Raw genomic sequence first — 22,351 nt, 5'->3', positions numbered from 1 at the left:
AACGCCTTGCTGCCCGAGACCGGCAAGGCGATCCGCCTGGGCATCTCCGGCGTGCCGGGAGTCGGCAAGTCCACCTTCATCGAGGCGCTCGGCCTGCACCTGATCGCGCAGGGGCATCGCGTCGCGGTGCTCGCCATCGACCCGTCATCGTCGGTGTCGGGCGGCTCCATCCTCGGCGACAAGACGCGCATGGAGCAGCTCTCGGTGCACGAGGCCGCCTACATCCGTCCCAGCCCGGCGGCCGGCACGCTGGGCGGCGTGGCCGAGAAGACGCGCGAGGCCCTGCTGCTGTGCGAGGCGGCCGGCTACGACGTGGTGATCGTCGAGACCGTGGGCGTGGGCCAGAGCGAAACGGCGGTGGCCAGCATGACCGACATGTTCGTGCTGCTGCAGCTGCCCAATGCCGGCGACGACCTGCAGGCGATCAAGAAGGGCGTGATGGAGCTGGCCGACCTCGTCGTCATCAACAAGGCCGACATCGACCCTCACGCCGCCACGCGCGCCCAGGCGCAGATCACCTCGGCGCTGCGCGTCTTCAACTTCCACGGCAACCCGGCGCACGCCGGCGACCGCTGGCAGCCGCAGGTGATGCAGATCAGCGCGCTGAAGGCGCAAGGCATCGCCGACTTCTGGGCCGCCGTGAAGGACTTCGAGGCCAGGCGCCGCGCGCGTGGCGACTTCGAGGCGCGGCGCCGCCACCAGGCCATGGCCTGGATGTGGGACATGGTGCACGCCGGCCTGCGCCACGCCTTCGACCGGCATCCCGCGGTGCGCGCCGCTTTGCCGCAAACACTCGCCGACGTGGACGAGGCGCGCATCGCGCCCTCGGCCGCGGCGCGTTCGTTACTGACTCTTTTCCAGAACCCGATTCCCTGAGGAGGCACCCGCCATGCACGACATCATTCAGCAGCTCGAAGCCAAGCGCGCCAAGGCGCGCCTGGGCGGCGGCGAGAAACGCATCGCCGCGCAGCACGGCAAGGGCAAGCTCACCGCGCGCGAGCGCCTCGAGCTGCTGCTCGACGAAGGCACCTTCGAGGAATGGGACATGTTCGTCGAACACCGCTGTGCCGACTTCGGCATGGCCGACAACAAGATCCCGGGTGACGGCGTGGTCACCGGCTACGGCATGATCAACGGCCGCCTGGTGTTCGTCTTCAGCCAGGACTTCACCGTCTTCGGCGGCGCGCTCTCCGAGGCGCATGCCGAGAAGATCTGCAAGGTGATGGACCAGGCGATGAAGGTCGGCGCGCCGGTGATCGGCCTGAACGACTCGGGCGGCGCGCGCATCCAGGAAGGCGTTGCCTCGCTCGGCGGCTATGCCGAGGTGTTCCAGCGCAACGTGATGGCCTCGGGCGTGGTGCCGCAGATCAGCATGATCATGGGCCCCTGCGCCGGTGGCGCGGTGTACTCGCCGGCCATGACCGACTTCATCTTCATGGTGAAGGACAGCAGCTACATGTTCGTCACCGGTCCCGAAGTGGTGAAGACGGTGACGCACGAGGAAGTGACGGCCGAGGAGCTGGGCGGTGCCACCACCCACACCACCAAGAGCGGCGTGGCCGACCTGTCGTTCGAGAACGACGTGGAGGCGCTCATCATGCTGCGCCGCCTGTACAACTACCTGCCGCTGAACAACCGCGAGAAGCCGCCGATCCGCCCCAGCAACGACCCGGCCGATCGCATGGACGCCAGCCTCGACACGCTGGTGCCGGACAACCCCAACAAGCCCTACGACATGAAGGAGCTGATCACCAAGACGGTGGACGACGGCGACTTCTTCGAGCTGCAGCCCGACTACGCGAAGAACATCATCGTGGGTTTTGCGCGCATGGAAGGCCAGACGGTGGGCATCGTGGCGAACCAGCCGCTCGTGCTGGCGGGCTGCCTGGACATCAAGAGCAGCATCAAGGCCGCGCGCTTCGTGCGGTTCTGCGATGCGTTCAACATCCCGGTGGTGACCTTTGTCGACGTGCCCGGCTTCATGCCCGGCACCAGCCAGGAGTACGGCGGCATCATCAAGCACGGTGCCAAGCTGCTCTACGCCTATGCCGAGTGCACGGTGCCCAAGATCACCGTGATCACGCGCAAGGCCTATGGCGGTGCCTACGACGTGATGAGCTCCAAGCACCTGCGTGGCGACGTCAACTTCGCCTGGCCGAATGCCGAGATCGCGGTGATGGGCGCCAAGGGCGCGGTGGAGATCATCTTCCGCGAGGACAAGGGCGATCCGGCCAAGCTGGCCGCCAAGGAGGCCGAGTACAAGGCCCGGTTCGCCAACCCGTTCGTGGCCGGTGCCCGCGGCTTCATCGACGACGTGATCCTGCCGCACGAGACGCGCAAGCGCATCTGCCGCTCGCTCGTGATGCTGCGCGACAAGAAGCTCGAGAACCCGTGGCGCAAGCACGGCAACATTCCGCTGTGAGCGCGGCGAAGGAGACGAACATGTTCACCAAGATCCTGATTGCCAACCGCGGCGAGATCGCCTGCCGCGTCATCGTCACCGCCCGCAAGATGGGCATCCAGACCGTGGCCGTGTACTCCGAGGCGGACCGCGACGCGCGCCACGTGGCGCTAGCCGACGAAGCGGTCTACCTGGGCCCGGCGCCCAGCCGCGAGAGCTACCTCGTGGCCGACAAGATCATCGCCGCCTGCAAGCAGACCGGCGCGCAGGCCGTGCACCCGGGCTATGGCTTCCTGTCGGAGAACGAGGACTTCGCCCGTCGGGTCGAGGAAGAGGGCATCACCTTCATCGGACCCAAGCACTACTCCATCGCGGCGATGGGCGACAAGATCGCCTCCAAGAAGCTCGCGAACGAGGCGAAAGTCAGCACCATCCCGGGCTGGAACGACGCCATCGAGTCCGCCGAGCGCGCGGTGGAGATCGCACGCGACATCGGCTACCCGGTGATGATCAAGGCCTCGGCCGGCGGCGGCGGCAAGGGCCTGCGCGTGGCGTTCAACGACAAGGAGGCGCTCGAAGGCTTCACCTCCTGCCGCAACGAGGCCCGCAACAGCTTCGGCGACGACCGCATCTTCATCGAGAAGTTCGTGCAGGAGCCGCGCCACATCGAGATCCAGGTGCTGGGCGACAGCCACGGCAATGTGGTCTACCTGAACGAGCGCGAGTGCTCCATCCAGCGGCGCCACCAGAAGGTGATCGAGGAGGCACCGTCGCCCTTCATCAGCGAGGCCACGCGCAAGGCCATGGGCGAGCAGGCCGTGGCCCTGGCCAAGGCGGTGAAGTACCAGAGCGCGGGCACGGTGGAGTTCGTGGTCGGCAAGGACCAGGACTTCTATTTCCTGGAGATGAACACCCGCCTGCAGGTGGAGCACCCGGTCACCGAGTGCATCACCGGCCTGGACCTGGTGGAGCTGATGATCCGCGTGGCCGCCGGCGAGAAGCTGCCGATCACCCAGGCCGATGTCAAGCGCAACGGCTGGGCCATCGAGTGCCGCATCAACGCGGAGGACCCGTTCCGCAACTTCCTGCCCTCCACCGGCCGGCTGGTGCGCTTCCAGCCGCCCAAGACCAGCATGTGGGCTTCGGATACGGAGCACCTGCAAGGTGTGCGGGTGGACACCGGCGTGGGCGAGGGCGGCGAGATCCCGATGTACTACGACTCGATGATCGCCAAGCTCATCGTGCACGGGACCGATCGCAACGACGCCATCGCCAAGATGCGCGAGGCGCTCAACGGCTTCGTGATCCGCGGCGTCTCCAGCAACATCCCGTTCCAGGCGGCGCTGCTGGCGCACCCGAAGTTCGTGGCCGGCGACTTCAACACCGGCTTCATCGCCGAGCACTATGCCGGCGGCTTCCGCGCCGAGGACGTGCCGCATGACGACCCGGATTTCCTGGTCGCCCTGGCGGCGTTTGCCAATCGCCGCGCGCTGCAGCGCTCGGCCGGCATCAGCGGCCAGATGCGCGGGCACGAGTTCAAGGTGGGCGAAGACTTCGTGGTGGTCAAGCTCGACGCCAGCGGCGCGCACCAGCGGCAGGCGGCCCAGGTGTCCGACTACCAGGCCGTGTCCGGCTCCAGCGTGGTGGAGACGAATGGCAAGCGCTACGCCTTCTGCAGCAACTGGCACCTCGGCGCCGCACGCATCCGTGGCACCGTGGACGGCAAGGCGTTCACGGCCCAGATCGAGCGGGGTGTGGCCAAGAATCCGCTGGCGCTGCGCGTCATCCACAACGGCACGCGGCTGGATGCGCTCGTCCTCACGCCGCGCTCGGCGGAACTGCACGCGCTGATGCCCTTCAAGGCGCCGCCCGACATGAGCCGCTTCCTGCTGTCGCCCATGCCCGGCCTGCTGGTGGATGTGGCGGTCACGCCCGGCCAGAAGGTGCAGGCCGGCGAGCGGCTGGCGGTGATCGAGGCGATGAAGATGGAGAACGTGCTGTTTGCCGCCGCCGATGGCGTGGTGGGCAAGGTGCTGGCCGCCAAGGGCGAATCGCTCGCGGTAGACCAGCCGATCATCGAGTTCGCCTGAGGGCCGCGCGGTGGATCGCCGTCATTTCGTTCGCAGCGGGCTGCTCGCCGGCTCGGCCCTGGGCAGCGCCGCGCTCGTGGGCTGCGGCATGGTCCCCTTGCGGCCCGCGCAGGCCACGCCCGGCCCGGGTGCATCGGCCGCGACCGATGGCACGCTGCGCAAGATCGCCCTCGGCTCCTGCACGGATGAGTCCAAGCCGCAGCCGATCTGGAACGCCGTGCTGGCCGACCGGCCGGACCTGGTGATCTTCGGTGGCGACAACGTCTATTCGAGCGCCCAGCCCTGGAGCCTGGCCGCGCTGGAGCAGGCCTACGAGGCGCAGGCGGCGGTGCAGCCGTTCGCCCGCCTGCGCCAGGCGGTGAGGCACCTGGCGATCTGGGACGACCACGACTACGGCCTGAACGACGGCGGCGTCGAGTTCCCGCACAAGCAGGCCTCGAAGGAGGCCTTCCTGCGCTTCTGGAAGGTGCCGCAGACCGATCCGCGCCAGGGCCGCGAAGGCATCTACCACGCGGAGACCTACGGCCCGCCCGGCCGCCGGGTGCAGGTGATCCTGCTGGACACGCGCTGGTTCAAGTCCGCCTGGCGCCCCACCGATCAGCGCAACGCGCCCGGTAAGGAGCGCTACCTGCCCGACTTCACCACCGGCAAGACGATCCTGGGCGAGGCGCAGTGGCAATGGCTGGCCGCGCAACTGCGGCAGCCGGCCGACGTGCGCCTGATCGTCTCGGGCATCCAGGTCATCGCCGACGGCCATGGCTGGGAGCGGTGGGGCCTGTTCCCGCTGGAGCTGCATCGCCTGTACCGGCTCATCACGGTGAGCAACGCGAACGGCGTGGTGTTCCTCTCCGGGGACCGTCACATCGGCGCCTTCTACCGGGAGACGCGTGCCGCGCCCTATCCGCTGTACGAGCTCACCTCCAGCGGCATCACCCATCCGTGGCGCGACGCGAAGGAAGCCGGCCCCAACCGCCTGGGCGAGCTGTTCACCGAGTTGCACTACGGCACGGTGGAGATCGACTGGGAGGCGCGCCGCCTGCACCTGCACCTGAAGGACCTGGCCGGCGTCGCCCGCCGCAGCCAGACTGTCGACCTGAACCAACTGAGAGTGAACGCATGACCGCCACGACCCGCCCCTTCCGCGTGCTGGGCATCCAGCAGATCGCCATCGGCGGCCCCGACAAGCAGCGCCTGCGCAAGCTGTGGGTGGACCTGTTCGGGCTGAAGGTGACCGGCACCTTCCGCAGCGAGCGGGAGAACGTGGACGAGGACATCTGCGCCATCGGCACCGGCCCCTTCAAGGTGGAGGTGGACCTGATGCAGCCGCTGGACCCCGAGAAGAAGCCCGCCGTGCACACCACGCCGCTGAACCACTTCGGTCTGTGGATCGACGACCTGCCCAAGGCGGTGGAGTGGCTCACCGCCCAGGGCCTGCGCTTCGCCCCGGGCGGCATCCGCAAGGGCGCGGCCGGCTTCGACATCTGTTTCGTCCATCCCAAGGGCAGCGAGGAGCTGCCCTATGGCGGCGAAGGCGTGCTGATCGAACTGGTGCAGGCCCCGCCGGAGGTGGTGCGGGCGTTCGACGCCCTCGCTGCCGGCTGACGCCGATCAAACACCACGCGGGCCGCAGTCGCTGTAATCTCCTGGGGAAGATCCCCGTGAAGGAGAAGCGAGCATGTTCGAGTCCGCCGAGATCGGTCACAAGCTGGGCAAAGAGGAGTACCGCAAGCGCGAGCCCGAACTGCGCTCGGCCCTGCTGGATGCCCAGTACGAGCTGCTGGAGAAGGGCAAGGGCCCGGTCATCATCCTGGTGAACGGGGTCGACGGCGCCGGCAAGGGCGAGACGGTCAACCTGTTCAACGAGTGGATGGACCCGCGTCACATCCGCACCGAGGCCTTCGGCCCGCTGAACGACGAGGAGCGCCGCCGCCCGGAGATGTGGCGCTTCTGGCAGGCCTTGCCGGCCAAGGGCCGCATCGGCATCCTCTTCGGCTCCTGGTACACCGATCCCATCCTGGCCCACGTGATGGGCAACGAGAAGAAGGCGCGCTTCGCCGCCCGCCTGGAGCGCATCCGCCAGTTCGAACGCATGCTGGTGGCCGAGGGCGCGGTGCTGGTCAAGATGTGGTTCCACCTCTCGAAGGAAGCCTCGCGCAAGCGCATGAAGGAGCTGCGGGCCGACCCCAAGACCGCCTGGCGCGTGCCGAAGGAGGAGCTCAAGCGCGCCGACCACTATGACGAGTTCGTGCAGGTCTGCGAGGAAGCCCTTCGCAAGACCAGCACCGGCATCGCCCCCTGGCTGGTGGTGGAGGCGAGCGATCCCGAATACCGGGCGCTGACCGCGGGCAACTACCTGCTGGAGGCCCTGAAGACGGCGGTGGACGAGAAGGCGCGACCCTCGGTCAACGCGGTGCCGCTGCCGCCGGTGGCCATCGACGGGCGCACGCTGCTCGGCTCCTACGACTACAAGCGGGCGCTGACCAAGAAGAAGTACGAGAGCGAGCTGGAGACGCTGCAGGCGCGCCTGGCCCTGCTGTGCCGCAGCCCGCAGATGGCCGAGCGCACGCTGATCGTGGCCTTCGAGGGCATGGACGCCGCCGGCAAGGGCAGCACCATCCGCCGCATCACCCACGCGCTGGACGCACGCCACTACCGCATCATCCCGGTGGCCGCGCCGAGCGACGAGGAGCGCGCCCATCCCTACCTGTGGCGCTTCTGGCGCCACATTCCACCGCATGGCCGCACGGTCATCTTCGACCGCACCTGGTACGGCCGCGTGCTGGTGGAGCGGGTGGAGAAGTTCTGCGCCGAGGAAGACTGGATGCGCGCCTATGACGAGATCAACGGCTTCGAGGAGCAGCTCTCGCAGTCGGGCGCCATCCTGGTGAAGTTCTGGCTGTCCATCACGCCGCAGGAGCAGTTGCGCCGCTTCGAGGAGCGCAAGAACACGCCGCACAAGAACTTCAAGATCACCGAGGAAGACTGGCGCAACCGCAAGAAGTGGCCTTTGTACGAGCGCGCCGTGGGTGACATGATCGATCGCACCTCCACCGAGATCGCGCCCTGGCATGTGGTGGCGAGCGATGACAAGCTGTTCTCGCGCATCGAGGTCGTCCGCACCTTGTGCGAGCGGCTGGAGGCCGCCTTCGGCACCGCCGGGAAGCCCGGCAAGGCCGACAAGGCTGGCAAGGACAAGGCCGAGAAGGACAAGGCTGGCAAGAAGTGAGCTGGCTGGACCAGGCGCCATTCCAGCCCGCCCTGTGGGCCGGGCTGGTCGCCGCCGCCGCGGTGGCCGGCTGGCTGCGCATCCGGCGGCCGGCCGAGCGCCGGTCCCTGCATTTCGCCTTCGGCTTCCTGGCGCTGGCTGCCATCACCCTGGGCATCGGTGCCTGGCTGTCCGACCAGCCGGTGGTCGCGACCGCCATCGCCGGCGCGGGGGTGGTGCTGGCGGGCCTGGCGGTGATCCAGGTGGCTGCGGTCACCGTGTTCCGCGGCCTGCTGCCGATGGCTGGCCTCGCGGTGCCGCGCATCGCGCAGGACCTCACGAACGCCGGCCTGTCGATGCTATGGCTGCTGCTGTGCCTGCGCTTCGCCGGCCTGAATCCGGCGCAGCTGTTCACCACGTCGGCCATCGTCACGGCGGTCATCGCCTTTTCGATGCAGGACACGCTGGGCAACGTGCTCGGCGGCATCGTCATCCAGCTGGACAACTCCCTGCGCGTGGGCGACTGGGTGCGGCTCGACGACGTGAACGGCCGGGTGGAGGACGTCCGCTGGCGCTACACCACCATCCGCACCCGCAACGGCGAGCTGGTGATGGTGCCCAACAGCTGGCTGATGAAGAACCGCTTCTACGTGCTGCGCGAGCCGGGTGACGGCGCCCCGCTGGCGGTGCGGCGCGCGGTGGTGTTCCAGGTGGATTCGCAGGCCGAGCCTTCCAAGGTGATCCAGGCGCTGGAGCGCTCGGTGCTGGATGCCACCATCGCCCATGTGCTGGCCGAGCCGCCGCCTTCGGCCGTGCTGACGGAAGTGGCTTCAGGCTTCAACCGCTTCACGCTGCGCTACTGGCTGTCCGACCCGCAGCATGACGACCCCACCGATTCGGCGGTGCGCATCCATGCGCTGGCCGCCCTGGGCCGGGCCGACGTGCCGCTGGGCGTGCCGCGTGAAGAGCACCTGATGATCAAGGAGAACGAGGTCTGGCACGCCGCGGCGCAGCAGCGCGAGGCAGCGCGTCGTCTGGAGGCAATCCGCCAGACCGACCTGTTCGCCGCGTTGTCGCCAGCGGAGCAGACGGCGCTGGCGGAGCGGCTGATCCATGCCCCGTTTGCCGCCGGCGACATCATGACCCGGCAGGGGGCCGTGGCGCACTGGCTCTACCTCATCGTCCGCGGCGAGGCCAAGGTGCTGGTCGACGGCCCGCAGGGCAAGGTGGAGGTCGCCACCCTGGGCGGCGGCAGCGTGTTCGGCGAGATGGGCCTGCTGACCGGCGAGCCGCGCTCGGCCACGGTGGTGGCGGCCACGGCGGTGGAGTGCTACCGGCTCGACAAGCAGGGCTTTGCCGAGGTGCTGCGCCAGCGGCCGGACATTGCGCGGGAGATCTCCACCACGGTGGAGGCGCGCGCGGCCGAGCGGGCCTCACGCCTGGCGAAGGCCGGCGCCAAGGCCCAGCCCACGGGCGACCTGCTGCGCCGCATCCTGAACTTCTTTTCCCTGGGCAACTGACGGGGCCGCTCCGGCGGTCCGCCGACGCGCGAGAATGGACGCGCTGACTGCTCATGGACAAGGCGCCCGAATCCCTTCTGCTGCATGCCCCGGAACCCCCGGCGGACGCCGCCGCGCTGCTGCAGATGCTGGCGGCGGTGCTGGCCCGGCCCGGGCTGGAGCCGGCCGCCACCGCCTTGGCCGTGGCGCTGTCGCAGTCCCTGGGGGCCGCCCACGTGGTGGTGGCCCTGCGCCAGGGCACGCAGCTCGCCTCGGCGGGTGACTCCCTGGCCAACGGGCCGGACGCCCGCCGTGACCTGCCGCCGCCGGTGCAGGCGGCCCTGCACGAAGCCATCGACCAGCAGCGCACCGTGAGCTGGCCGCCCGTGCGCGAGGGCGATGTCATCGTGCAGGCGCAGCGCCAGTGGGCCGGTGCGGGGTCTGCCTGCGCGATCCCCCTGGCGCAGGAAGGGCGCATCGTCGGCGCGATCAGCCTGAAGCGCGACGCCCCGTTCACGCTGGCCGAGATCACCCGCGCGGAAGACCTGGCGCTGCTGGCCGCGCCCGTGCTGGAGGCGCGCCGCCAGGCCGAGCTGTCGGGCCTGCGCCGCTGGCGCGAGCAGCTCCAGCGCCGGCCCGGGGGCATGCCGCGCCGCGCCGGCATCGCGCTCGGCCTCGTGGCCGTGCTGGCCGTCCCAGTGCCATGGCGGGTGACGGCACCGGCCCGGCTCGAGGGCCTGGTGCAGCGCGCCCTGGTGGCGGCTACGGACGGCTACCTGCAGCAGGTGGGCGCCCGGCCCGGCGACACCGTGCGCGAGGGCCAGGTGCTGGTGCAGCTCGCCTCGCAGGATCTGGAGCTGGAACGCCGCCGCCGCGAGATGGAGCTGCGCCAGCACGAGACGGCCTTCCGTGCCGCACAGGCCCGGCAGGACCGCACCCAGATGGTGGTCAGCCAGTCGCGCGCGGCCGAGGCCGAGGCGCTGCTGGCGCTGGCGGAGACACAGCTCGCGCGGTCCCGCGTGACGGCGCCGTTCGACGGCGTGGTGATCCAGGGGGACCTGTCACCCCGGCTGGGCGCGCCGGTGCAGCGCGGCGAGGTGCTGATGGTGGTGGCGCCCGCTGGCGGGCACCGCCTGATCGTGGAGGTGGACGAGGCCGACATCGGCCGGGTGCGCGCGGGCCAGCCGGGTGCACTCGCGCTGTCGGCGCGACCGGGCGCGCCGCTCGCGTTCACGGTGGAAAGGGTGTTGCCGGTGGCTTCGGTCGGTGACGGCCGCAACTTCTTCGAGGTCGAGGGCCAGCTGGCCGCGGGCGACGCGGCCACGCTGCGGCCCGGCCTGAGCGGCGTGGCCAAGGTCGATGTCGGCTGGCGGCCGCTGGGCGCCTGGCTGCTGGCGCGCCCCTGGCACTGGCTGCGCCTCGCCTGGTGGCGGCTGGGGCCCTGATGACTGAATCCCTGGTCAGCGGCTCCTGGTTCCGCGTCGCCGAGCTGCGGCCCAGCCTGGTGCCTGGCCTGCGCCTCGTGCGCCACGAGGTGCGTGGCCAGGCCTGGCAGGTGCTGCAGGAGCCCTCGGGCGGCCGGCAGGTGCGCCTGAACGCGCCGGCCTGGGATCTCGTGGGACGCTTCGACGGTCGCGACACCATGGGCGCCATCTGGGCCCGCGTGCTGCAGTTGCGCGGTGCCGCGGCGCCCACGCAGGACGAGGCGCTGGCGCTGCTGGCGCAGCTGTTTCGCGCCGGCATGGTGCAGTTCGACGCCGCGCCGCATCTGTCGCTGCTGTTCGCGCGGCGCGCGCAGGAGGGCGAGCAGCGCCGCAAGGGCTGGGTCAATCCGCTGTTCCTGCGCACCCGGCTGGCGGACCCGACGCACCTGCTGGACCGGCTCGCGCCGGTGGGCCGACTGGTGTTCAGTCCCGCGGCGGGCCTGCTGTGGCTGGTGGTCGTGGCGTGGGCGTTCATGGCCGCCTTGCTGGAGGCCGGCGCCCTGCAGGCCCACGCCTCCCGCCTGCTGCAGTCGCCTTCGGGTCTGGCGCTGGCCTGGGTGTGCTACCCCCTGGTGAAGTCGCTGCACGAGCTGGGCCACGCGCTCGCGGTGCGCCGTCTGGGCGGCGAGGTCCGCGATGTCGGCCTGTCGCTGCTGCTGCTGACGCCAGCGCCCTACGTGGATGCCTCGGCGGCCAACGCCTTCCCGGACCGCCGTCACCGGGCGCTGGTGGCCGCGGCGGGCATCGCGGTGGAACTCGCCCTGGCCTCGGCGGCGCTGGCCGTCTGGCTGCTGGTGTCCGACGGCCTGGTTCGCGACGCGGCGCTGGCGGTGGCGGTGATCTGTTCCATCTCCACCCTGCTGCTGAACGGCAATCCGCTGGTGCGGCTGGACGGCTACCACGTGGCCTGCGATCTGCTGGACCTGCCCAACCTGGCGGCACGCAGCCAGGCGTGGTGGGCGCGCCAATGGGCAGGTCTCGTGGGGGCACCCCAGGGGGCGGCCCCCTTGCTGGCGCCCGGCGAGCGCAAGTGGCTGGCGGCCTACGCGCCGCTGGCCTGGATCTACCGGCTGCTGCTGTTCGTGGCCCTGGTCGGCTGGGTCGGCAGCCATTCGTGGCTCGCCGGCTGGGCCGTGGCGCTGTTCCTGCTCGGCTGGTTGCTGCTGGGCGCCTGGCGCTGGCTGGGCCTCACCGGCACCCGCGGGCGACGGATGGGTCTCGCCGCGGCTGCGGCGGCTTTTGTGCTGCTGGCCATCGTGCCCGTGCCCGCGAGCGTGGTCACGCAGGGCGTGGTCTGGCCGGCCCCGGGCGCGCAGCTGCGCGCCGAGGTGGAGGGCGTGGTCGAAGCGGTGCTGGTTCCCGCGGGCGCGATGGTGGCGCCGGGCGACGCGGTGCTGACCTTGTCCGATCCGGCGCTGCAGGCCGCCCATGACCGCTCGCTCGCCGAACAGGGTGCGCTGCGTGCCCAGCACCACGCGGCCCTGCTCAGCGATCCGGCGCTGTCCGTGCGGCTGGCCGCGGACCTGGCCCGCAACGAGGCCGAGCTCGCCCGCGCGCGCGAAAGGCTGGCGCTGCTCACCGTGCGCGCCGGCTCGGCCGGGCGGGTCGTCTGGGCCCGGCCGGCCGACCTGCCGGGCAGCCATGCGCAACGCGGCGTGCTGCTGGGGCACGTGGCCGTGGATCGTCCGCCGCAGATTCGCATCGCCCTCCCGCAGGAGGACTACGGGCGCGTCCGCGGCGAGGTGCGGTCCGTGCAGGTGCGCCTGGCCCAGGCCCCTGGCGAGGTGCTGCCCGCACGCCTGCTGCCCGGCGTGCCCGGCGCAAGCCAGGTCCTGCCGTCCGCCGCGCTCGGCGACCGTCAGGGCGGGCCGATCCCGGTCGACCCGGCGGACCGCGACGGCCTGCGCACGCGCTACCCGGTGTTCGCGCTCGACGTTGCCCTGGATGCCGCGGCCGGCGTGCCCGTGGGGCAGCGCGCGTGGGTCCGGCTGGATCTGCCAGCAGAGCCGGTCGCGCTGCAGATCGGGCGTCGGGTGCGCCAGCTGCTGCTGCGGCAGTTCGACACGGGCGGTGCGCTGTGAATGGGGTGGCGTCATGACGGCCGCTGCAGCGCTCTCCGCCAGCGTGGCCTGCGACTGGCCCGCGCCCGGCCCAGTGTGGGGACCGTACCCGCAGCGGCCGATGACGGAGCGGTCCCGGCGCCGATCGACCCGCCTCGGCGGCGCGGAGGGCGTTGCCCGCGCCTTGACCGACGCCGTGGCGGCCGGCCGCAGGCCCGAGGGTCTGGCGCCCGTGGAGCGGCTGCTGCATCGCGCGGCCAGCGCGCTGGCCTGCCATGGCTGGGCCCCACGCTGGCATCAGTTGCATGCCGCGCGGGCGATGCTGGCGCAGCACCTGGTGGAGATGCCCACGGGAGAGGGCAAGACCTATGCCCTGGCGCTGGCCGCCGGCGCTGCCGCCCTGGCCGGCACGCCGGTGCATCTGGTCACCGCCAATGACTACCTGGCCCGCCGCGACGCGGAGGCGCTGTCGCCGTACTACGCATCCCTGGGCCTGCGCGTGGGCGTCGTGACGTCGGATCTCGATGCCGCGGCGCGGCGCGCCGCCTATGCCTGCGACATCACCTACTGCACCGCGCGTGAACTGGGTTTCGACTTCCTGCGGGATGGACTGGACCGACCGGTGGCCGACTCGGTGCTGGAGGCGCGGCTGGCGCGCGGACGCTGCGCCGCGCCGCTGCTGCGCGGCCTGTGCATGGCCTTGCTGGACGAGGCCGACACCCTGCTGATCGACGAGGCCGGCACGCCGCTGGTGCTGGCGCGTGCCCAGGCCGATGCGGGCGAGGCCGATTTCCTGCGTGAGGCGTGGCAGCGTGTCCAGCCGCTGCAGGAAGGCGTGCATTTCCGGGTGAGTGCCGATGCCAGCCGGGTCTCCCTGTTGCCGCCGGGGCGGTCCACGCTGGCGGACTGGCCGGCCAGCGGGGTGCCGCTGCGCGACCATCCCACCCATCGCGAGCAGGCCGCCGTGCTGGCGCTGCAGGCCCGCGAGCTGCTGCACCGGGACCGCGACTACGTGATCCGCGCGGATCGCGTGGTGCTGGTGGATGCCCATACCGGCCGGGCGGCCCAGGGCCGTGCCTGGGCGCGGGGCCTGCAGCAGCTCGTGGCCTGCAAGGAGGGACTGCCGCAGGGCGACCGGCACGAGACGGCCACGCGCGTCACGGTGCAGCAGTTCTTCGGCCGCTACCTGCACCTGGGCGGCATCAGCGGCACCCTGCGCGAGTCGGCGGGCGAGCTGCGGCGCACCTACGGCCTGCGGGTCACGATCGTGCCGCCGCATCGGCCGCGCCAGGTCTGGCTGGACCCCCTGCGCGTGCATGCGGACACGCCGGCGCTGCGCGAGTGGGTGGCGCGCCGCGCAGTGGCGGTGGCGTCCGCCGGCCGGCCGGTGCTGCTGGGGGTGGAGTCGGTCGCCGATGCCGAGGCCCTGGCCGAGCAGTTGCGCGAGCAGGGCGCGCAGCCGGTCGTGCTGCATGCCCGGCAGGACGTCCACGAGGCGAACGTGCTGGCATCCGCCGGCTTGCCGGGCACGATCACGGTCGCCACCAGCATGGCGGGCCGCGGCTGCGACATCCTGCTGCCGGAGGCGTCTGTCCAGGCCGGCGGCCTGCACGTGATCCTGTGCCAGCTCAATGGCTCGCGGCGGATCGACCGCCAGTTCATCGGCCGGGCCGGCCGCCAGGGCCAGCCTGGCAGCGCCGAACACCATGTCGCGCTCGACTTTCCGCTGGCCGCACGGCGCCTGCCCGTCAGCCTTCTCAAGCTTCCAGCCCACAGTCGCTGGAGCCGATGGGCCGTCCGTCTCGCCCAGGCGTTGGAGGGCTATGCCCAGTCGCAACAACGTGTAACACTCGCGCGATGGTCCGAAGCGCAGGCGGCGGACCTCGCATTCAGCCGTGCCCACGCCCCATGAAGAAGTCGTTCAGTCTCCTGCCGCTGGCCTGGGCCGCGCTCGCCCAGGCCGCCGCGCCGCAACCGCTGGGCTGCCTGATCGAGCCGCATGCCACTTCGGACGTGGGCAGCCCGGTCATCGGCGTCATCGAGACGCTGCACGCCGAGCGCGGTGATCGCGTGCGGCGCGGCCAGGCCCTGGCCACCTTGCGCAGCGACGTGGAGCGCGCTTCGGTGGAGGTGGCGCAGAGCCGGGCCGTCGCCAGCGGCGAGGTGCGCGCGGCGGAGGCCAACCTGGAACTGGCCCGCCAGAAGCTCGCGCGTGCCGAGGATCTGGCCCGCCAGCAATTCATCTCCAGCCAGGCACTGGAGCAGGCCCGTGCCGAAGCCCAGGTGGCGCAGCAGCGCCTCACGCAGGCGCGCGAGCAGCGCGACATCTATGCCCGCGAGCACGAACTGACCCGCGCGCAACTGGGCCTGCGCACCATCCGCAGCCCGGCCGACGGCGTGGTGGCGGACCGCTTCCTCTCGGTGGGCGAGCGGGTGGAGGAGAAGCCCGTGTTCCGCGTCGCCCAGGTGCATCCGCTGCGGGTGGAGGTGGTGCTGCCGGCGGCGCTGTATGGCGCGGTGCGGCCCGGTGCCTTCATGCAGGTGACGCCCGAGTTTCCCGGCGCGGCGCCGCGCCGCGCCCGCGTGACGCTGGTCGACGGCGTGATCGAAGGCGCCAGCAACACCTTCCGCGCCCGCATGGAGCTGCCCAATGCCAATCACGCCCTGCCAGCCGGCCTGCGCTGCAAGGCGGAGCTGCTGGACGACCGCGCCGCGCCCGCCGTGGCATCCCGGCCGGCGCGCCCGGGGGAGCCGGCTTCACAGGACGTGAGGCTGCGCCTGTCGCCCGCGCTGGGCGGCACCACCGGCTCACGCCCCTGAGGGCACCATGTTCGGACGCTGGCTGCGCTCCGAGCCGACCGCGCCGCGGCGGGTCGCGCCGCACGTGGAGGCGATGGAGCCGCGCCTGCTGTTCTCGGCCGACCTGGCGGCGGCCCTCACGGGCGTCGGCAGTCCCGATGGCCCGGTGGAGCAGCGCGTCGTCGAGCCGCAGGTGCAGGCTGCCCCCCAGGTGCAGGCGGTGGCCGAGGCGTTCGCCACCACGCGGCTGCCGTTCGAGATCAACCAGGGCCAGGCGGCCGAGGGCGTGGACTTCACCGCCCATGGCAGCGGCTATGCCATCGAGCTCGCCGGCGGCCAGGCGCGGATCGGCCTCGCGGGGGCCGCGCAGGTCGTTACGCTCGGCTTCGTGGGCGGCCGCGAAGGGGCCGGCGAAGGCGAGGGAGAACTGGTCACCCGCGCCAACGTGATCGTGGGCAATGACCCGTCGGCCTGGCACACCGGCATTGCCACCTATGACGCGGTGCTGTACCGCGACGTCTACGACGGCGTGGACGTGCGCTACTACGGCACGCGCAGCGAGCTGGAGTACGACTTCCTGCTCGCCCCCGGCGCGGACCCCGGTCAGATCGCGCTGCGGTTCGACGGCGCGCAGAGCGTGCGCATCGAGGGGGGTGACCTGCTGATACGGGTGGCAGGCACGTCGCAGGAGCTGCGCTTCCGCGCCCCGATCAGCTACCAGGCTGGCCCGCTGGGCCGCGAGGCGGTGGAGAGCCAGTTCGTGCTGCGGGACGATGGCACCGTGGCCTTCCGGCTCGGGGCCTATGACGCCACGCGGCCGCTGGTGATCGATCCCATCCTGGCCTATGCCACCTACTTCGGCGGTACCGGCAGCGAGTCGGCCCTGGGCGTGGCGGTGGGGTCGGACGGCTCGGTGTACGTCACCGGCCGAACGCTCTCCAGCACCGGCGACCTCGCCACGCGGATCGGCAGCAACGCGTCGCCCGGGGACGTGTATGTCGCCAAGTTCAGCGCCGACCTCGGCACCTTGCTGTACGCCACGCGCATTGGCGGCGCCGGGGACGAGCAGGGCAACGCCGTCGCGGTGGCGGCGGACGGCTCGGTGGCCGTCACCGGCTGGACGCGTTCCAATGATTTCGCGGGGGCAGGTGGTGCGCCCTCGGGCGCCCGCGACGCCTTCGTGCTGCGCCTGGATGCCGCAGGCAACTCGCTGGTGTTCACCCGGCAGTTTGGCGGGTCGGGCCCGGAAGACTCGGGCAATGCGGTCGCCGTCGATTCGGCGGGCAACATCCACGTGGCCGGACTCATCACCAACAACAGCCTGGTCGGCGGTCTGCTGGGTGTGCTGCTGGGCAACTCCGACAACGCCTTCCTCCACAAGTACAGCGCCACGGGGGCGGCGCTGTACCAGGTGCAGTTCGGCGGTTCGAACGACGACGGCGCGAACGGCCTGGCCGTGGATGCGGCCGGCAACGCAGTCATCGTCGGCACGACGAAATCCAACGACATGCTCACCACCGCCTCCGCCCATGCGGCCAGCCGCGGCGGGGGCATCGATGGCTTCATTGCCCGCTACGACAGCAGTGGCACGCTCGGCTACGCCAGCTACGTGGGCGGGGATCGCGACGACGAGGCCTGGTCGGTGGCGCTGGATGCGTCGGGCCGCGCCTTCGTGGTCGGGCAGACGGACCGGCCGGATTCGTCGACCTTCACCACCACGTCGGGTGCCTTCGATACCTCTGCGGTCCGGCACCTCACCGGCTTTCTGCGCATCTACGACCTGGGTCAGAGCGGTGCTGCCTCGCTGGTGTACTCCTCGTTCATCGGCGGCAGCCAGGACACCTCCGGCAACACCAATGCCGGCCTGATCGACCGCCCTGCCGGCGTGGCCGTGATGAACGGCAAGGCCGTCATCATGGGCGAGACCGATACGTCGAACCTGCCCACCACGGCGGATGCGATCCGCACCACCAACAGCGGCAACAGCGCCTTCCTGCTGGTGCTGGACACGTCGGTCAGCGGGGCCGGCGCGCTGCAGTACGGCACCTACTACGGCGAGCGCTACAGCCCGGGCGGCGTGGCGGCGCGGGGCGAGGCCTTCTACGTGGTGGGCAGCACCAACCAGGCCGGCATGGCCTCTGCGGGCGCCTACCGGTCCGCGCCGGTCGGGGGGCAGGATGCGGTGGTCGCCGTGTTCGCCATCTTCAATGGCGCGCCGGTGCTCGATGGCGCCGAGGCCTTCGCGCCCATCGCCGAGGACGCACCGCCCGGCAGCGGCACGCTGGTGGCCACGCTGGTGGCCGGCCACATCACGGACAACGATGTGGGCGCGCTGCGCGGCGTGGCGGTCGTCGGGGCCGACAACACCAACGGCACCTGGCAGTACACCCTGGACGGCACGACCTGGTCGAATGTCGGCAGCGCCTCGGACGCCGCGGCGCTGCTGCTGGCGGCGGACGCCCAGTCGCGGCTGCGCTTCGTGCCGGCGGCGAACTACCATGGGTCGAGCACCGTCACGCTGCGCGCCTGGGACCGCAGCTCGGGCACGGCCGGCCAGGTGGTGAGCGTGGCTGCCACCGGCGGCAGTACGGCCTTCAGCGTGGCGACCGCCACGAGCACCATCACCGTCACGCCAGTGGACGACGCCAGCATCATCGTGGCGGACTCGGCGACGGTGGCCGAGGACAGCACGGCCAGCGGCAACGTGCTGGCCAATGACACCGACGTGGACGACACACTCACGGTGGCGAGCTACCAGGTGGCCGGGGATGCGACGGTCTACACCGCGGGGCAGGTGGCCACGGTGGCGGGCAAGGGCAGGGTGACGCTGGCCGCCGGCGGCGCCTACAGCTTCACGCCGGTGGCGGACTTCAACGGCGCGGTGCCGCGCGTCACCTACACCACGAGCACGGGGTCCACCGGCACGCTGGACATCACGCTGACGCCGGTGGACGACGCGAGCGTGCTCACGGCCGACACGGCCACGGTGGCGGAAGACAGCACGGCCAGCGGCAACGTGCTGACCAACGACGTGGATGTGGACGACACGCTGGCGGTGGCGAGCTTCCGCATCGCGGGTGATGCGGCCACCTACAACGCGGGGCAGACGGTGGTGCTGGCGGGCAAGGGCAGCCTGACGCTGGCGGCCTCGGGCGCGTTCAGCTTCACGCCGGTGGCGGACTTCAACGGTGCGGTGCCGCGCGTCACCTACACCACGAACACCGGCGTCACCAGCACGCTGGACATCACCCTCACGCCGGTGGACGACCCCAGCGTGCTGGTGGCCGACGCCGACTCGGTGCCGGAGGACACCACCAGCACGGGCAACGTGCTGACCAACGACACCGACGTGGACAGCGTCCTCACGGTGGCCAGCTTCCGCGTGGCGGGGGATGCCACGACCTACGCGCCCGCGGCGACGGTGGCGATCACCGGCGTGGGCACCTTCAGCCTCGCGGGCGATGGCGGCTACACGTTCAACCCGCTCACCGGCTTCAACGGCGCGGTGCCACGGGTCACCTACACCACGGGCACCGGCGCCAGCAGCACGCTCGGCATCACGGTCGATTCGGTGGATGACCCCAGCGTGCTGGTGGCCGACAGCGTCACGGTGACCGAGGACAGCGTGGCCTCGGGCAATGTGCTCGCCAACGACACCGATCCGGACGACACGCTCACCGTGGCCAGCTTCCGCGTGGCTGGCGATGCGGCCACCTACACCGCCGGGCAGACGGTCACCGTGTCCGGCGCGGGCAGCTTCACGCTCTCGGCGGCCGGGGCCTTCACCTTTACCCCGGTGGCGGAGTTCAGCGGTGCCGTGCCGCAGGTGAGCTACACCACCCAGACCGGCGCGACCAGCACGCTGGACATCACCCTCACCGCGGTGGACGATGCGAGCATCATCGTGGCGGACTCGGCGACGGTGGCCGAAGAGAGCACGGCCAGCGGCAACGTGCTGGCCAATGACACCGACGTGGACGACACGCTCACGGTGGCGAGCTACCAGGTGGCTGGGGACGCCACGGTCTACACCGCGGGGCAGGTGGCCACGGTCGCGGGCAAGGGCAGCGTGACGCTGGCCGCCGGTGGCGCCTACAGCTTCACGCCGGTGGCGGACTTCAACGGCGCGGTGCCGCGCGTCACCTACACGACCAGCACCGGGTCCACCGGCACGCTGGACATCACGCTGACGCCGGTGGACGACGCGAGCGTGCTCACGGCCGACACGGCCACGGTGGCGGAAGACAGCACGGCCAGCGGCAACGTGCTGACCAACGACGTGGACGTGGACGACACGCTGGCGGTGGCGAGCTTCCGTATCGCGGGTGATGCGGCCGCCTACAACGCGGGGCAGACGGTGGTGCTGGCGGGCAAGGGCAGCATGACGCTGGCGGCCTCGGGCGCGTTCAGCTTCACGCCGGTGGCGGACTTCAACGGTGCCGTGCCGCGCGTCACCTACACCACGAACACCGGTGTCACCAGCACGCTGGACATCACCCTCACGCCGGTGGACGACCCCAGCGTGCTGGTGGCCGACACGCAGACCGTGGCCGAGGACACCGTGGCCACCGGCAACGTGCTGACCAATGACAGCGACGTCGACAACGTGCTCGGCATCGCGAGCTATCAGGTCGCCGGCGACCCCACGGTGCGCACCGCCGGCCAGACCGCGACCCTCGCGCTCGTCGGCACCTTCACGCTGGGCGGCGGCGGCGCCTACACCTTCACGCCGGTGGCCGAGTACAGCGGCACGGTGCCGCAGGTCACCTACACCACCTCCACCGGCTCCGCCAGCACGCTGCGCATCACCGTGTCGCCGGTGGACGACCCGACGCGCGCCAATCCCGATTCGGCGACCACGGCAGAGGCCACGGCGGTCAGCGGCAACGTGCTCACGAACGACAGCGACGTGGACAGCGCCCTGTCGCTGGCCAGCTTCACGGTGGCGGGCGATGCGACGGCCTATGCGGCGGGCCAGACGGCCACGATCGGCAGTGTCGGCACGCTCTCCATCGCCTCCGACGGCGCCTACAGTTTCACGCCGGTGGCGGGCTTCAGCGGCAGCGTGCCGCTCGTCTCCTATCTCACCAGCACCGGGATCGGCAGCACACTGGACCTGTCGGTGACGCCGGTCGACGACCCCACCGTGGCGGTCGCCGACAACGGCACGCTGGCGGAAGACGGCGCCTGGACCGGCAACGTGCTGAGCAACGACAGCGACCCGGACAGCGTGCTCACCGTCACCGGCTTCCGCGTGGCCGGCGCCATTGCCACCACGCCGGCCGGGCAGACGGCCACGCTGACGGGCGTGGGCACCCTGCGCATCGACTCGGACGGGGCGGCCACCTTCACCCCCGTGGCGCACTTCAATGGCACCGTGCCGACGGTGACCTACCTCACCGGCACGGGTGCCAGCGCCGAGCTGCATCTGGTGGTGACGGCCGTCGACGACCCCAGCACGCTGGTGGCGGACACCGCCACCACGGCCAGCAATGCACCGGCCACCGGCAACCTGCTCGCCAACGACAGTGATGTCGACGACACGCTGGCCGTCGCGAGCTTCCGCGTGGCCGGCGATGCCACCCCCTACACGCCCGGCCAGTCCGCCGTGCTGGGCAGCGCCGGCAGCGTGACCGTGGCCGCGAACGGGGTCTACACCTTCACGCCCACGCTGGGCTTCACCGGGGCTGCGCCCGTGGTGACCTACACCACGCAGACCGGTTCCTCCGCCACGCTGTCGATCACCGTCACGGCAGCGCCCAACACGGCCCCCGTGCTGGCGGGCGTGCAAGCCATGCCGGCCCTGCAAGAGGACGCGGCGGCCAACCCGGGCCTGGCAGTCTCGGCGCTCCTGTCCGGGCAGGTGACCGACCCCGATGCGGGCGCGCTCTCCGGCATTGCGGTGATCGGCGCTGGCACCACCGGCGGCCACTGGGAGGCCAGCGTCGACGGCGGCAACACGTGGTCGGCCATGGGTGCCCCCACGGCCGCCAGCGCGCGCCTGCTGCCCGCCGACGGCCTGGCCCGCGTGCGCTTTGTGCCCGATGCCGACTGGAACGGCGTGTCGGCGGCCTTGCAGGTCAAGGCCTGGGACCAGACCGGCGGCACTTCGGGCCTCACGACCGCCGATGCCAGCGCGGCCGGCGGCACCACGGCCTTCAGCACCGCCACGGCCAGCGTCACGGTCACCGTGTCGGCGGTGAACGATGCACCGGTGCAGACCGGCTCCGTCCCCGCGACGCCCTCGTTCGTGCAAGGGGCAGCGGCGGCAGACCTGGGCCTGGGCAGCCTGGGCTATGGCCCTGGTGGCGGCGCGGACGAGGCCGGGCAGACCCTCACCGTCTCCTTCACGGCGCTGCCCCTTGCATCGCTCGGGCGGGTGGTGCTGGCCGACGGCGTGACGCCAGCCGCCACCGGCACTTCGTACACGGTGGCGCAGTTGCAGGGACTGCGCTTCGATGCGTCCGCGGCGTCCGTCGCCGGCAGTGGCACGCTGAGCTGGTCGGTGCAGGACAGCGGCGGCACGGCCGGTGGTGGCAGTGACCAGGTGACCGGCAGCCTCTCCATCACCGTGACGGCCGCGCCTGCCCCCTTGGCGCCAGCGCCGGCGCCCGCCACCGACGGCGCCACGCCGTCGCCGGCGCCCGGCCCAGGCCCGGCCCCGGCGCCGCCAACGTCGCCAACGGATCCCGCGCCGGCGCCCACGCCTGCACCGCCGCCTGCCACGCCGGCCCCCACCCCCGCCCCAGCGCCGGCGCCGGGCGGGGTAGTCGATCCCGGCGGCAACGAGGCGGCGCCGGATTGCGGCTGGCC

At 71.5% G+C, this 22,351-nt stretch carries 12 protein-coding genes; all 12 read left to right on the top strand.

The features are described 5' to 3' along the window. Positions 1 to 876, top strand: an 876-nt coding sequence (gene meaB / locus ACE3T5_RS16225) for a methylmalonyl Co-A mutase-associated GTPase MeaB (RefSeq protein WP_374669125.1), incomplete at its 5' end; no start/stop codon positions are given. A gap of 13 nt (positions 877 to 889) precedes the next feature. Continuing rightward, entirely contained in the window at positions 890 to 2,422 is a 1,533-nt protein-coding gene (locus tag ACE3T5_RS16220) for an acyl-CoA carboxylase subunit beta (RefSeq protein ID WP_374669124.1), read from the top strand. A gap of 20 nt (positions 2,423 to 2,442) precedes the next feature. Continuing rightward, the gene (locus ACE3T5_RS16215) at positions 2,443 to 4,491 is read left to right on the top strand and encodes an acetyl-CoA carboxylase biotin carboxylase subunit (protein WP_374669123.1); all 2,049 of its coding nucleotides are present in this window, start codon (positions 2,443 to 2,445) and stop codon (positions 4,489 to 4,491) included. 10 nt (positions 4,492 to 4,501) lie between these two features. Beyond that, a complete protein-coding gene (locus tag ACE3T5_RS16210; protein WP_374669122.1) occupies positions 4,502 to 5,611 on the top strand; it encodes an alkaline phosphatase D family protein in 1,110 nt (369 codons plus the stop codon). Beyond that, positions 5,608 to 6,093, top strand: a complete 486-nt coding sequence (locus tag ACE3T5_RS16205; RefSeq protein WP_374669121.1) for a VOC family protein — start codon at positions 5,608 to 5,610, stop codon at positions 6,091 to 6,093. The genes ACE3T5_RS16210 and ACE3T5_RS16205 overlap by 4 nt, the downstream gene beginning before the upstream one ends. A gap of 73 nt (positions 6,094 to 6,166) precedes the next feature. Then, on the top strand, positions 6,167 to 7,717 hold the full coding sequence (gene pap, locus ACE3T5_RS16200; RefSeq protein ID WP_374669120.1) for a polyphosphate:AMP phosphotransferase: 1,551 nt from the start codon (positions 6,167 to 6,169) through the stop codon (positions 7,715 to 7,717). Then, positions 7,714 to 9,216 carry a cyclic nucleotide-binding domain-containing protein gene (locus ACE3T5_RS16195; RefSeq protein ID WP_374669119.1) on the top strand — a complete coding sequence of 501 codons (1,503 nt, stop codon included), beginning with the start codon at positions 7,714 to 7,716 and terminating at the stop codon, positions 9,214 to 9,216. Before pap ends, ACE3T5_RS16195 begins: the two co-directional genes overlap by 4 nt. A gap of 53 nt (positions 9,217 to 9,269) precedes the next feature. After that, positions 9,270 to 10,640 carry an HlyD family efflux transporter periplasmic adaptor subunit gene (locus tag ACE3T5_RS16190; protein ID WP_374669117.1) on the top strand — a complete coding sequence of 457 codons (1,371 nt, stop codon included), beginning with the start codon at positions 9,270 to 9,272 and terminating at the stop codon, positions 10,638 to 10,640. Next, positions 10,640 to 12,760 (top strand): hypothetical protein, encoded by a 2,121-nt coding sequence (locus tag ACE3T5_RS16185; protein ID WP_374669116.1) that lies wholly within the window; start codon positions 10,640 to 10,642, stop codon positions 12,758 to 12,760. The genes ACE3T5_RS16190 and ACE3T5_RS16185 overlap by 1 nt, the downstream gene beginning before the upstream one ends. Before the next feature lie 13 nt (positions 12,761 to 12,773). Next, positions 12,774 to 14,651: a preprotein translocase subunit SecA gene (locus tag ACE3T5_RS16180; protein ID WP_374669115.1), complete on the top strand. Its 1,878-nt coding sequence runs from the start codon at positions 12,774 to 12,776 to the stop codon at positions 14,649 to 14,651. Continuing rightward, complete coding sequence (locus tag ACE3T5_RS16175; protein WP_374669114.1) at positions 14,648 to 15,559, top strand: efflux RND transporter periplasmic adaptor subunit; 912 nt, start codon at positions 14,648 to 14,650, stop codon at positions 15,557 to 15,559. The genes ACE3T5_RS16180 and ACE3T5_RS16175 overlap by 4 nt, the downstream gene beginning before the upstream one ends. Before the next feature lie 7 nt (positions 15,560 to 15,566). Continuing rightward, a partial coding sequence (locus ACE3T5_RS16170; RefSeq protein ID WP_374669113.1) for an Ig-like domain-containing protein occupies positions 15,567 to 22,351 on the top strand: 6,785 nt, incomplete at its 3' end.

Origin of the sequence: Ramlibacter sp. (genome assembly GCF_041916345.1) — a bacterium.
Classification (GTDB): Bacteria; Pseudomonadota; Gammaproteobacteria; order Burkholderiales; family Burkholderiaceae_C; genus Ramlibacter.
The sequence above is the reverse complement of the archived record's forward strand: the minus strand, read 5'-3'. Positions and strand labels throughout refer to the sequence as shown.